Origin of the sequence: Escherichia sp. MOD1-EC6475 (assembly GCF_003046645.1) — a bacterium.
Lineage (GTDB): Bacteria > Pseudomonadota > Gammaproteobacteria > Enterobacterales > Enterobacteriaceae > Escherichia > Escherichia ruysiae.
This window is the reverse complement of the sequence record NZ_PZKQ01000009.1, coordinates 71,802-84,426: the sequence shown is the minus strand read 5'-3', so window position 1 is coordinate 84,426 and position 12,625 is coordinate 71,802. Positions and strand designations below refer to the sequence as shown.

Annotated in this window: 10 protein-coding genes and 3 pseudogenes; 6 read left to right on the top strand and 7 right to left on the bottom strand. The window is 52.3% G+C overall.

Annotated features, from left to right (window positions below):
* A partial coding sequence (locus A7589_RS02155; protein WP_000507499.1) for an IS1 family transposase occupies positions 1 to 164 on the top strand: 164 nt, incomplete at its 5' end.
* A gap of 13 nt (positions 165 to 177) precedes the next feature.
* Here the strand turns inward: A7589_RS02155 and nfsB are convergent.
* The 5 genes and pseudogenes from nfsB to A7589_RS23560 form a co-directional block, all read right to left on the bottom strand.
* Positions 178 to 720, bottom strand: a pseudogene (gene nfsB / locus A7589_RS02150) (oxygen-insensitive NAD(P)H nitroreductase); the annotation flags it as partial.
* Between the two features lie 93 nt (positions 721 to 813).
* The gene (locus tag A7589_RS02145; protein WP_000360961.1) at positions 814 to 1,182 is read right to left on the bottom strand and encodes an MmcQ/YjbR family DNA-binding protein; all 369 of its coding nucleotides are present in this window, start codon (positions 1,180 to 1,182) and stop codon (positions 814 to 816) included.
* Positions 1,183 to 1,246: 64 nt separating this feature from the next.
* Complete coding sequence (locus A7589_RS02140) at positions 1,247 to 1,495, bottom strand: DUF1158 domain-containing protein (RefSeq protein WP_000682511.1); 249 nt, start codon at positions 1,493 to 1,495, stop codon at positions 1,247 to 1,249.
* Positions 1,496 to 1,560: 65 nt separating this feature from the next.
* The gene (locus A7589_RS02135) at positions 1,561 to 2,679 is read right to left on the bottom strand and encodes a YbdK family carboxylate-amine ligase (protein WP_001130710.1); all 1,119 of its coding nucleotides are present in this window, start codon (positions 2,677 to 2,679) and stop codon (positions 1,561 to 1,563) included.
* A gap of 255 nt (positions 2,680 to 2,934) precedes the next feature.
* A pseudogene (locus A7589_RS23560) lies at positions 2,935 to 3,164 on the bottom strand (hypothetical protein).
* Here A7589_RS23560 and hokE (A7589_RS02120) point away from each other — a divergent pair.
* A complete protein-coding gene (hokE, locus tag A7589_RS02120; protein WP_000956455.1) occupies positions 3,133 to 3,285 on the top strand; it encodes a type I toxin-antitoxin system toxin HokE in 153 nt (50 codons plus the stop codon). The pseudogene A7589_RS23560 and the gene hokE (A7589_RS02120) overlap by 32 nt on opposite strands.
* Before the next feature lie 350 nt (positions 3,286 to 3,635).
* Positions 3,636 to 3,788, top strand: a complete 153-nt coding sequence (gene hokE / locus A7589_RS02115) for a type I toxin-antitoxin system toxin HokE (RefSeq protein ID WP_000956465.1) — start codon at positions 3,636 to 3,638, stop codon at positions 3,786 to 3,788.
* Positions 3,789 to 3,910: 122 nt separating this feature from the next.
* On the opposite strand, the gene entD is transcribed toward hokE (A7589_RS02115), so the two are convergent.
* Together entD and fepA are read right to left on the bottom strand one after the other, a co-directional pair.
* The gene (entD, locus tag A7589_RS02110; RefSeq protein ID WP_077630373.1) at positions 3,911 to 4,531 is read right to left on the bottom strand and encodes an enterobactin synthase subunit EntD; all 621 of its coding nucleotides are present in this window, start codon (positions 4,529 to 4,531) and stop codon (positions 3,911 to 3,913) included.
* A 173-nt stretch (positions 4,532 to 4,704) separates the two neighbouring features.
* Positions 4,705 to 6,941: pseudogene (gene fepA, locus A7589_RS02105) on the bottom strand (siderophore enterobactin receptor FepA).
* Between the two features lie 242 nt (positions 6,942 to 7,183).
* On the opposite strand from fepA, the gene fes reads away from it, so the two are divergent.
* Genes fes through entF form a run of 3 tightly spaced genes read left to right on the top strand, consistent with a single transcriptional unit; the run spans position 7,184 to position 12,485 of the window.
* Entirely contained in the window at positions 7,184 to 8,386 is a 1,203-nt protein-coding gene (gene fes / locus A7589_RS02100) for an enterochelin esterase (RefSeq protein ID WP_000126122.1), read from the top strand.
* 2 nt (positions 8,387 to 8,388) lie between these two features.
* Complete coding sequence (locus A7589_RS02095) at positions 8,389 to 8,607, top strand: MbtH family protein (protein ID WP_000885784.1); 219 nt, start codon at positions 8,389 to 8,391, stop codon at positions 8,605 to 8,607.
* Entirely contained in the window at positions 8,604 to 12,485 is a 3,882-nt protein-coding gene (gene entF / locus A7589_RS02090) for an enterobactin non-ribosomal peptide synthetase EntF (RefSeq protein ID WP_108188696.1), read from the top strand. Before A7589_RS02095 ends, entF begins: the two co-directional genes overlap by 4 nt.
* Positions 12,486 to 12,625: the final 140 nt, after the last annotated feature.

Genomic DNA, 12,625 nt, shown 5'->3' with positions numbered 1-12,625 from the left:
TGCACGTAATCAGCAAGCGATATACGCAGCGAATTGAGCGGCATAACCTGAATCTGAGGCAGCACCTGGCACGGCTGGGACGGAAGTCGCTGTCGTTCTCAAAATCGGTGGAGCTGCATGACAAAGTCATCGGGCATTATCTGAACATAAAACACTATCAATAAGTTGGAGTCATTACCTCTCTTTCAAACCAAATTCTTCATCGAGGATCGCCGCGTCAAAACCTTCGATTGGCACTGCGTCCAGACCCAGTGCCGCAACGCCCAGCAGGAAGTTACCGACGTTGAGATAAACCTGTTTTGCCATCCACTCTGCATCATCATGCAGATCTTTACGGTGCATATCGGCGAAGAACTTACGGCCTTTATCGTTCGCCGCTTTGGCTTCCGGCGTGGCAAAGCGACCATCGGCATCTTCCTGGTCAACAACCAGCTTCAGCCAGGCATCGTCCATTGCGGTTTTCGCGCAGAACACCACGACGTGCGAGGCATCAAGTATTTTACGTTCGTTGAACACGTAATTGTCGGCGGCGGATTTAGCGACACGCGCTTTACCTTCTTCCGTGCTGGCCACAATAAAATGCCATGGCTGGGAGTTGGTGCTGGATGGGCTGTACTGCAACAGGGTTTTGATCTGCTCGGCTTGTTCCGGGGTAAGTTTTTTGCTGGCATCAAATGCCTTAGTGGAATGACGCTTTAAGGCGACAGAAATGATATCCATAAAGACTCCATGTGTAAGTAATTTTGCGTGCCAGCAGATTACAAGGTTCAACGAGAAATGGTAAGCGAGAAAAATGCTCTATAGATTTCCGTTTTAGCCAGGGCGCAGCCTTTTTTGATCGCGTTTAGCTAAGCCATCAACCACTAAATTCCATGAGTCGTTGATCAGATCGCTGAGCAACGATTCAGAGATTTCCTCGCCTGGATACACAGAAATCCAGTGCTTTTTATTCATGTGATACCCAGGCTTAATGCTTGGATATATTTGCTGATTTAACAGGGAATTTTGTGGATCGGACTTCAGATTTATGAAGGGGACGCCGCGCAGCTCCGACGACAGCATAAAAATCTTGCCGCCAATTTTAAAGACATCGAACTCTGGGCCAAACGGCCAGCAAAGCTCGACGAAGGGTAACTCAAGGGCAAGGCGTTTCGCCGTTTCGTGCAGTGATTGCTTATCCATAAACGTTCCTTAAGGCGAAGGAGAATAAGCAAAGTATGCCGCGAAGTACGGTGATAATCGACGTTTAATCCGCCAGCGAGAACCAGCGTCGCCAGATAAATCTAAGAATAAAATATTCAATAGCGCCCAGCACTAAAAACCACAGACAAAATAACAATGTGTAAAGCTGACTCAGATCCATCAGATGGAACGTGGTCATCAGTTTCTGTGCCAGCGTCAGCCCCAGCGCAGGGGCGGGCAGCAGCAGGCAAGAGAGGAAAGCCATCAGCAAAATGCCTGCTGCGGTAGTCAAGGTTTCTAAGGGGTGTTTCATAACATTGTTAAATGTAAGTTAAAACACCATTGTCGGGGATATTTCTGCGTAACGCAATTCTCCGCTTAGTCTCCAGCCCAAATCTCACAATGCTTTTTCACCAGTCCAATCAGCGAGCCGCCATCGGCGACGAAATCTCTCATCAGCTGCGCTTCATTCAGACCGCTGATAACCTGGCGGTGCAGTGCTTCAATTGCACTCGATGCACCAATTTTATGTGCAGAAGGGGCGATTTTTTCCAGCAATCGCAAGGTGTCTTCCGTTAGTGGTCGACGATCGCCGGTGTGCGGATCGGTAACGACGCCTTCCAGACCATAACGGCAGGCCTGGAAACGGTTGAATTTATACAGCAGATAATCTTTCTCCTGATGTTTGAAAGGGCGTTCCGTCAGCAACCAGTGGGCGGTGGCCTGAATCAATCCCGCCATATTTACCGCATGGCTAAGGGTTAACGGGGTATCCATCACCCGAACTTCCACCGTGCCAAAATGGGGGCTGGGGCGAATATCCCAGTGCAGATCTTTAATGCTGTCGATCATCGTGGTGTAACTCAGGCAGCGAAACAGGGCTTCAAATTGTTGCCAGTTACTGACCCACGGCATCGGGCCATTATCGGGAAAGGCAGAAAAAATATTCGGTCTTGAGGAGGCAAAACGCGTATCCGTTCCTTGCATATACGGCGACGCGGCAGAAAGGGCGATAAAGTGCGGCACAAACCTCGATAAGCCGTGCAGCAAATAAATAGCGTCATCGCCACTGGCACAGCCAACATGGACATGCTGACCAAAAACGGTCGCCTGTTGAATGAGATAACCAAAGTTTTCCAGTGTTCGTTGATAGCGTTCGTTGTCGCATACCTCCTGACGCTGCCATTTCTGAAATGGGTGTGTACCACCGCCGCAAATTTCCAGATGATGGTCTGCGGCTGCCTGCAATACGACTTTCTGCATCGCTGAATATTGCCCGGCAGCCTGGTTGATATCACGGCAAACATCTGTCGCCAGCTCCAGCATACTTTCGGTGATATCGTGCTTCACTTCCCCAGCAGTGATCTGATTTTTAACGGCGTCAATCAGCGTTGAAGAGTCCTGGCTAAGGTCATATCCCGGAGGATTAACCACCTGCATTTCCAGTTCAATACCGAGGGTAAAAGGTTCAGAAATATGAAACTCAGGTAATGGCATAGGTTTCTCTTATGTTGGCATTTTCATTCCAGTATAGAAGTGGCAGCGGCAGGGCGAGATGCGGAAGTTCTGGAATGTTTCTTTTTTTGGTGGTGGTGAACTGATTGTGACTGAAGCAATTTAGCTACTTTTGCAATGTGACCAGTTGCGTCATAGCTGGCTGGCAGCGAAGAATTTTGACGATTGGGGCGTGCAGAAAAAAACTGGCTCATCTTCGGTTGATCAAATGAGTAGTATGAGAAGTCCGAAACAGGATTAACTGTATAAATAAACAGCTATTTTATTAAGGCAGGGTAAGATAACGGCGGGTGCCTGAAGCTTTCCAGTTTCAGGTTAACTCTGAGGTCTGGAAAGATGAAGCCCCAGGAGATATTTCTATCAACCCTGGGGCTGCCACTCCAAACCCAAACAATTTGGATGGTAGTCCCTTCTTCGCATGGAGGCAATATAAACATGCTGACGAAATATGCCCTTGCGGCAGTCATAGTACTGTGTTTAACGGTGCTGGGATTTACGCTTCTGGTCGGAGACTCGCTGTGTGAGTTTACGGTGAAGGAACGTAATATTGAGTTCAAGGCTGTTCTCGCTTACGAACCGAAGAAGTAGCCGTTGTGCGGGGAGTAATCCCCGCATATCCGGTTGTCAGGTCTGGATGGTAAGGCACCTGCTTTACACTTTCGCCCGCAGTCAGCAATGGCTGCGGGCGATCTCGTTTTAAGGCAATGATGAGTTTTGCCGGCCGAAGTCCGGAACAGGATTTGCTGTATAAATAAACAGCTATTTTATTAAGGAAGGGTAAGATAACGGCGGGTGCCTGAAGCTTTCCGGTTTCAGGTTAACTCTGAGATCTGGAAAGATGAAGCCCCAGGACGATATTTCTATCACACTCTGGGGCTGCCACTCCAAACCAGACAATTTGGATGGTAGTCCCTTCTTCGCATGGAGGCAATATAAACATGCTGACGAAATATGCCCTTGTGGCGGTCATAGTGCTGTGTTTAACGGTGCTGGGATTTACGCTTCTGGTCGGAGACTCGCTGTGTGAGTTTACGGTGAAGGAACGTAATATTGAGTTTAAGGCTGTTCTCGCTTACGAACCGAAGAAGTAGCCGTTGTGCGGGGAGTAATCCCCGCATATCCGGTTGTCAGGTCAGGGTGGTAAGGCACCTGCTTTACACTTTCGCCCGCAGTCAGCAATGGCTGCGGGCGAATCGTATCAGACGCCTGTCAATTAATCGTGTTGGCACAGCGTTATTACTCTCTTTTCTTTTATCCGCCAGTACACAGCAAATGTCTCATCCTCTCGACGAATGATGATCTGCTGTTTATTCCAGTTAATTATTTGATAATCCAGAAAACCTTGAACTGTCTGTAACTTGCTTGCCTTAAATGCACTCTCTTTCGCTGAAAACGCCAGTGTAAGCGCCACAGAAAAGGGTAAATCACTGACCACAAGCAGCTCGTATTCTGCTGGTGTCATAATGCTGTCTTTCAGCTCTTCCGCTGCTTGTGCAGAGAGAATCTCTTCGATATCAATACCCGTTGGTTGACGAGATACCACAGCCAATGCCATAGCCCCGCAGTGGCTAATACTGCCGTATAACCCCGCAGGCCACACAGGTTGGCGTAGCTCGCCAATTGCGGGCACACATTTATAGCCATACTCCCGCAACGCATGAACAGCAGCAATCCGTCCGGCTAAATGTTCGGCTTTGCGTTTACGTCCGGCATGTTGCAGTTGCGTGTAGTACGGCAGCCAGAGCAAATCCTGCTCACAAAAACTTGCCGGCTCAAACTCAACAAAATGCAGCGTATGTCCGGCAAAGGGGAGGGAGGTATGCGTAGTTTTCATGTCGACCATATTAGAGACTGATGACAAACGCAAAACTGTCTGATGCGCTACGCTTATCAGGCCTACGTGATCCTGCAATATATTGAATTGGCAAGATTTTGTAGGCCGGATAAGGCGTTCACGCCGCATCCGGCATGAACGACGCGCACTTTGTCAACAATCTGACGTTAGCATCAGAAGTGAGTATTAATGCTCATATACCACGTACGTCCCGGTTCGTTATAGGTATACGCCCCGGCACCCGCGATATAGTTGGCTCCTGCCAAATCACCTGTGGTCTGGGCATTACCCGCACGCCACAAACGCTTGTCGAACAGGTTGTCCACGCCGCCGGTCAGACTGACATTTTTCGTTACATCCCAGGTCGCACTCAGACCCACAATGCTGTACGGACTGATTTCTTTGGTTTCCGGTCCAACCGCTGGCTGACCTTTATAGTTGTACTTCTTCGGCTGCTGCTTGCCGTACCAGGTGAAGGTTGTCTGCATCGACAAATCTTCCCGTGCCTGCCAGCTCAGCGTTGAGTTCAACGTATATTCCGGGATGATCGACAAACGGTCGCCCGTGGTTTTATTTTCACTCTTCAGCATATAAGTGATGTTATTGGTCCACATCACCGTTTCGCTAACCGGTACGTTTAACGATCCTTCCAGACCTTCCACCACCGCTTTCGGTACGTTATCCCACTGATAGAGATCGGTGCCGACTGCGTTTTGCCCTACAGCCACATAGCCCGCTTCAATCTTATTGCGATAATCGTTACGGAACCAGGTGACGCCAGCCAGCCGTCGCGTTTGAACTCCAGACCAATCTCTTTGTTGATGCTGGTTTCTGCTTTCAGGTCATCGTTCCCCTGCAGATAGCAGCCGCCCGCGCTGGCATAGCAACCCTGACCTTTACTGTAGAGAATGTAGTTTGGGTTAGTCTGGTACAGGCTCGGCGCTTTATAAGCACGGGCGATGCCCATTTTCAGCGTGAAGTCATCGCCTAAACCTTGCGATATATTCAGCGCCGGGCTCCAGTTATTACCTACAATGCTGTGATGATCGAAACGCAGCCCCTGTGTCACGATGGTGCTGTCAGTCAGCTCCATGTTGTTTTCGGCAAACAGCGAGAAAATTTCCGCTTTTGAATATGGGCTACGGTCGGTGGCACTCACACCATCAATAGCACCGCCGGTATTCGTCCCGGTCAGCGCCTGGGTGTTGGAACTCAAGTCCTTCATCCGCTGCTGATTCCACTCCGTACCCAGCGTCAGCGTCTGGTTAACGAGGAAATCAATCGGCAGGTTAACTTCGCTGTGCAGCATCACGTCATCAAGATCGATATCGACGAAGTCTTGTGTCGCTTTTTCGTTAAATTTCCCTTCGGTGCCGCCCGCCAGACCTTCCGGAATACGCGAGTTACGGGTGTGTTCGTACTGCACCCAGTTACTGGTGGTCACACCGTTATCCCAGCCACCGTTCCAGGTCAGTGAGTAGTTCTGGCGATACAGGCGGTTGGTTTCATCGCCGTATTTAGAGCGAGTGTAGGCGTCGGAGTTGGTGTTCTGAGTATCGCCCGCATACAGGTTGCCCTGGCGGCTGTAACCCGCTTCCAGTTCGAGTGATTGCAGAGGCGCGAAGTCCCAACGAACAACGCCGTTAATATCTTTGTTGATCACCCCTTCGCGCCCGGCCGGTAGGGTAGTTGCATAGGTTCCGGCACGCGCGGACTGATGACCCTGGTTAATATCCCACGCGTCGGCCTGGGTTTTGTCGAGGTTGCCATACAAGCGGAAACTGAATTCATCGCCCAGCGGACCGGTCAGGCTGAAGTTGGTGCGTTTGGTGGCGCCTTCCTCTTTATGTTCTGGGGCGTTGAAATAAGCATCCCAGGAACCGTGCCACTCGCCGCTGCCTTTTTTGGTGATGATGTTAACTACGCCACCTGCCGCGCCGTTGCCATAACGTGCAGCCGCCGGGCCACGCAGAACTTCAATACGTTCAATCATCTCCGGCGGCACCCAGGAGGTATCACCACGAGTATCGCGCTCGCCGCGCCAGCCTTGACGCACCGAGTTACGGCTGCTGACCGGCTTGCCGTCAATCAAAATCAGCGTGTTTTCTGGACCCATGCCGCGAATATCAATCTGGCGGTTATTACCACGCTGACCGCTGGTGGAGTTACCGGTCAGGTTAACGCCGGGCATGGTACGGATGATCTCCGATACATCGCGGGCAACCGGGTTTTTGCGGATTTCATCTGCGGTGATGGTCGAAACGCCAGGCGCCTGCAAGTTCTGCTCGGCGGCGGTAACGACAATGGTATCGTCATGTGAAACAGGGGTATCGGTTGGCTCTTGTGCCTGCGCTACCCCATAAATCCCCAGGTTGACCAACAAGGCCAGGGAATGAATCTTCTTGTTCATTGTTTTATTCCTGCATTTTTGCCACGAATTGCAACTGTCGGGCATGGTCGTCATCAGCATGACGCATCCCGCTACCGCGAAAACCTTTGATCCTGAAAGACACGCAGTGCAGTTGGTTAATTAATGTGCGCGCTTGACATGGCGCGCCAATACGCTATTGCAAATGCAAATAGTTATCAATAATATTATCAATATATTTCTGCAATCAATAAAAAATTGCACAGTAAACATGGGGTTATGGTGTGACGGCGTTAAACGTGGGAAGTGAGAGCTGGTGGCAGTCGAAACATGGCCCGGAATGGCAGCGTCTGAATGACGAAATATATCAGGTCACTTTCTGGTGGCGTGACCCTCAAGGTTCTGAAGACCGCTCGACGGTAAAGCGCGTATGGGTTTATATCACTGGCGTTACCGATCACCATCAGAACAGCCATCCCCAGTCGATGCATCGCATTGCAGGCACCGATGTCTGGCAGTGGACGACACAACTCAGTGCTAACTGGCGCGGCAGTTACTGTTTTATTCCCACCGAACGCGATGACATTTTTTCTGCACCATCACCCGATCGCCTCGAATTACGTGAGGGCTGGCGAAAACTATTACCCCAGGCGATAGCCGATCCGCTGAATCCGCAAAGCTGGAAAGGAGGGCGAGGGCACGCTGTTTCCGCCCTCGAAATGCCGCAAGCGCCGCTGCAACCCGGCTGGGATTGTCCGCAAGCCCCCGATAACTCAGCTAAAGAAATAACCTGGAAAAGTGAACGGTTGGGAAATTCACGCCGTGTATGGATTTTTACCACCGGCGATGCGCCAGTTGAGGAGCGTCCGTTAGCTATTCTACTCGATGGCGAATTTTGGGCGCAAAGTATGCCCGTCTGGCCTGCGCTGACTTCGCTGACCTATCGTCAGCAACTTCCTCCCGCCGTGTATGTGTTGATTGAAGCCATCGACACCGCGCACCGTGCCCGCGAACTGCCGTGTAATGCGGATTTCTGGCTGGCAGTACAGCAAGAGTTACTGCCGTTGGTGAAAACAATCGCTCCTTTTAGCGATCGCGCCGATCGCACTGTTGTCGCCGGGCAAAGTTTTGGTGGACTTTCCGCGCTGTATGCCGGACTGCACTGGCCTGAACGCTTTGGCTGTGTATTAAGCCAGTCAGGATCGTACTGGTGGCCGCATCGGGGCGGGCAGCAAGAGGGCGTGTTACTTGAAAAGCTTAAAGCTGGTGAAGTTAGCGCCGAAGGTCTGCGCATTGTGCTGGAAGCGGGTTTTCGCGAGCCGATGATTATGCGGGCCAATCAGGCGCTGTATGCGCAATTACACCCCATAAAAGAATCCATTTTCTGGCGTCAGGTTGACGGCGGACATGATGCACTTTGTTGGCGCGGTGGCTTGATGCAGGGGTTAATTGACCTCTGGCAACCACTTTTCCATGACAGGAGTTGAATATGGCATTCAGTAATCCCTTCGATGATCCGCAGGGAGCGTTTTACATTTTGCGCAATGCGCAGGGGCAATTCAGTCTGTGGCCGCAACAATGCGCCTTACCGGCAGGCTGGGACGTTGTGTGTCAGCCGTTGTCACAGGCGTCCTGCCAGCAGTGGCTGGAAGCCCACTGGCGTACCCTGACACCGACGAATTTTACCCGGCAGCAGGAGGCGCAATGAGCCAGCATTTACCTTTGGTTGCGGCGCAACCCGGCATCTGGATGGCAGAAAAACTGTCAGATTTACCCTCTGCCTGGAGCGTAGCGCATTACGTTGAGTTAACCGGAGATATTGATGCACCGCTGCTGGCCCGCGCGGTGGTTGCCGGCTTAGCACAAGCGGATACGTTGCGGATGCGTTTTACAGAAGATAACGGTGAAGTCTGGCAATGGGTCGATGATGCGCTGACGTTTGAACGGCCAGAAATTATCGACCTGCGAACCAATATTGATCCGCACGGTACTGCGCAGGCCTTAATGCAGGCCGATTTGCAACAAAACCTGCGCGTCGATAGCGGTAAACCGCTGGTCTTTCATCAGTTAATTCAGGTGGCGGATAACCGCTGGTACTGGTATCAGCGTTACCACCATTTGCTGGTCGATGGCTTCAGTTTCCCGGCCATTACCCGCCAGATCGCCAATATTTACTGTGCATGGCTGCGTGGCGAACCAACGCCTGCTTCGCCGTTTACGCCTTTCGCTGAAGTGGTGGATGAGTACCAGCAGTACCGCGAAAGCGAGGCCTGGCAGCGTGATGCGGCATTCTGGGCGGAACAGCGTCGCCAACTGCCGCCACCTGCGTCACTTTCGTCTGCACCTTTAGTGGGGCGCGGCGCCTCGGCAGATATTCTGCGCCTGAAACTGGAATTTACCGACGGAGAATTCCGCCAGTTGGCAGCCCAACTGCCAAACGTACAACGTACCGATTTAGCTCTTGCGCTGGCGGCCTTATGGCTGGGGCGATTGTGCAACCGCATGGACTACGCCGCCGGATTCATCTTTATGCGTCGAATGGGCTCGGCGGCGCTGACGGCTACCGGCCCCGTGCTCAACGTTTTACCGTTGGGTATTCACATTGAAGCGCAAGAAACGCTGTCACAACTGGCAACCCGACTGGCGGCACAACTAAAAAAAATGCGCCGCCATCAACGCTACGACGCCGAACAAATTGTCCGTGACAGTGGGCGTGCGGCGGGAGATGAACCGCTCTTCGGTCCGGTACTCAATATCAAAGTATTTGAATACCAACTGGATATTCCGGGTGTTCAGGCGCAAACCCACACCCTGGCAACGGGGCCGGTTAATGACCTTGAACTGGCGCTGTTCCCGGATGAACAAGGTGGTTTGAGCATTGAGATCCTCGCCAATAAACAGCGTTACGATGAGCCAACGTTAATCCAGCACGCCGAACGTCTGAAAATGCTGATTGCGCAGTTCGCCGCGAATCCGGCGCTGTTGTGCGGCGATGTCGATATTATGTTGCCAGGTGAGTATGCACAGTTGGCGCAGATCAACGCCACACAGGTAGAAATCCCTGAAACCACGCTGAGCGCGCTGGTGGCAGAACAGGCAGCCAAAACGCCGGATGCTCCGGCACTGGCTGACGCTCATTATCAGTTCAGCTATCGGGAGATGCGTGAACAGGTGGTGGCGCTGGCGAATCTGCTGCGTGAGCGCGGCGTTAAACCGGGCGACAGCGTGGCGGTGGCGCTACCGCGCTCGGTCTTTTTGACCCTGGCACTACATGCGATAGTTGAAGCAGGTGCGGCCTGGCTACCGCTGGATACGGGTTATCCGGACGATCGTCTGAAAATGATGCTGGAAGATGCGCGTCCGTCGCTGTTAATTACCACAGACGATCAACTGCCGCGCTTTAGCGATGTTCCCAATTTAGCCAGCCTTTGCTATAACGCCCCGCTTACTCCACAGGGCAGTGCGCCGCTGCAACTTTCACAACCGCACCACACGGCTTATATCATCTTTACCTCGGGTTCCACCGGCAGGCCGAAAGGGGTAATGGTCGGGCAGACGGCTATCGTCAACCGCCTGTTGTGGATGCAAAATCATTATCCGCTTACAGGCGAAGATGTCGTTGCCCAAAAAACGCCGTGTAGTTTTGATGTCTCGGTGTGGGAGTTTTTCTGGCCGTTTATTGCGGGGGCGAAACTGGTGATGGCAGAGCCAGAAGCGCACCGCGATCCGCTCGCTATGCAACAATTCTTTGCTGATTACGGCGTGACGACCACGCACTTTGTGCCGTCGATGCTGGCGGCATTTGTTGCTTCACTGACTCCGCAAACTGCCAGCCAAAGTTGCGCGACGTTGAAACAGGTTTTCTGTAGTGGTGAGGCCTTACCGGCTGATTTATGCCGCGAATGGCAACAGTTAACCAGCGTGCCGCTGCATAATCTATATGGCCCGACGGAAGCAGCAGTGGACGTTAGCTGGTATCCGGCTTTTGGCGAGGAACTAGCACAGGTACGCGGCAGCAGCGTGCCAATTGGTTATCCGGTCTGGAACACGGGGCTACGCATTCTTGATGCGATGATGCATCCGGTGCCGCCGGGTGTGGCGGGCGATCTCTATCTCACCGGCATTCAACTGGCGCAAGGGTATCTTGGACGCCCCGATCTGACCGCCAGCCGCTTTATTGCCGATCCTTTCGCTCCTGGTGAGCGGATGTACCGTACCGGAGACGTTGCTCGTTGGCTGGAAAATGGCGCGGTGGAATACCTCGGGCGTAGTGACGATCAGCTAAAAATTCGTGGTCAGCGTATTGAACTGGGCGAAATCGACCGCGTGATGCAGGCGCTGCCGGATGTCGAGCAGGCGGTTACCCACGCCTGTGTGATTAACCAGGCGGCAGCAACCGGCGGCGACGCGCGCCAGTTGGTCGGGTATCTGGTGTCGCAATCAGGCCTGCCGCTGGATACCAGCGCATTACAGGCGCAGTTGCGCGAAACGTTGCCACCGCATATGGTGCCCGTCGTTCTGCTGCAACTTCCGCAGTTGCCGCTTAGCGCCAATGGCAAGCTGGATCGTAAAGCTTTACCGTTGCCGGAATTGAAAGCACAAACGCCGGGACGAGCGCCGAAAGCGGGCAGCGAAATGATTATCGCCAGGGCGTTCTCGTCATTGCTGGGCTGTGATGTGCAGGATGCCGACGCTGATTTCTTCGCTCTTGGCGGTCATTCGCTGCTGGCGATGAAACTGGCGGCGCAGTTAAGTCGGCAGTTTGCCCGCCAGGTGACGCCGGGGCAGGTGATGGTTGCGTCAACCGTCGCCAAACTGGCAACGATTATTGATGGTGAAGAAGACAGCACCCGGCGCATGGGATTCGAAACCATTCTGCCGTTGCGTGAAGGTAATGGCCCGACGCTGTTTTGTTTCCATCCGGCGTCCGGTTTTGCCTGGCAGTTTAGCGTGCTCTCGCGTTATCTCGATCCACAATGGTCGATTATTGGCATTCAGTCGCCGCGCCCTCATGGCCCCATGCAGAAGGCTGCAAACCTGGATGAAGTCTGCGAAGCGCATCTGGCAAAGTTACTTGAACAACAACCTCACGGCCCTTATTACCTGCTGGGTTATTCGCTGGGCGGTACGCTGGCGCAGGGGATTGCGGCGCGGTTGCGTGCCCGTGGCGAACAGGTGGCATTTCTTGGCTTGCTGGATACCTGGCCGCCAGAAACGCAAAACTGGCAGGAAAAAGAAGCTAACGGTCTGGACCCGGAAGTGCTGGCGGAGATTAACCGCGAGCGCGAAACCTTCCTGGCGGCACAGCAGGGAACTGCGTCGACGGAGCTGTTTACCACCATTGAAGGTAATTACGCTGATGCAGTGCGTCTGTTAAGCACGGCTCATAGCGTACCATTTGATGGTAAAGCGACGCTGTTTGTTGCTGAACGTACACTTCAGGAAGGTATGAGTCCCGAACGCGCCTGGTCGCCATGGGTAGCTGAGCTGGATATTTATCGTTTAGATTGTGCTCATGTGGATATTATCTCGCCAATGGCATTTGAAAAAATCGGGCCAATTATTTTGGCGACGCTAAATAAATAACTTTATCTTAAATAAAATCCATAATTACTGTAAATGATTGTGGATTTTATTATTTATTATTATGATGAATCCTCAGTTGCTTCTCTGAAAACACGCTTAATGTTGTGTTCGGTGAGGGGAATTTACAAAGTTCAGCTTCG

Excerpts from the sequence above, each read along its gene's own strand:
- hokE (WP_000956455.1), top strand. The coding sequence starts at position 3,133 with ATGCTGACGAAATATGCCCTTGCGGCAGTCATAGTACTGTGTTTAACG.
- A7589_RS02135 (WP_001130710.1), bottom strand. The coding sequence starts at position 2,679 with ATGCCATTACCTGAGTTTCATATTTCTGAACCTTTTACCCTCGGTATT.
- A7589_RS02095 (WP_000885784.1), top strand. The coding sequence starts at position 8,389 with ATGGCATTCAGTAATCCCTTCGATGATCCGCAGGGAGCGTTTTACATT.
- hokE (WP_000956465.1), top strand. The coding sequence starts at position 3,636 with ATGCTGACGAAATATGCCCTTGTGGCGGTCATAGTGCTGTGTTTAACG.
- A7589_RS02140 (WP_000682511.1), bottom strand. The coding sequence starts at position 1,495 with ATGAAACACCCCTTAGAAACCTTGACTACCGCAGCAGGCATTTTGCTG.
- entD (WP_077630373.1), bottom strand. The coding sequence starts at position 4,531 with ATGAAAACTACGCATACCTCCCTCCCCTTTGCCGGACATACGCTGCAT.
- entF (WP_108188696.1), top strand. The coding sequence starts at position 8,604 with ATGAGCCAGCATTTACCTTTGGTTGCGGCGCAACCCGGCATCTGGATG.
- A7589_RS02145 (WP_000360961.1), bottom strand. The coding sequence starts at position 1,182 with ATGGATAAGCAATCACTGCACGAAACGGCGAAACGCCTTGCCCTTGAG.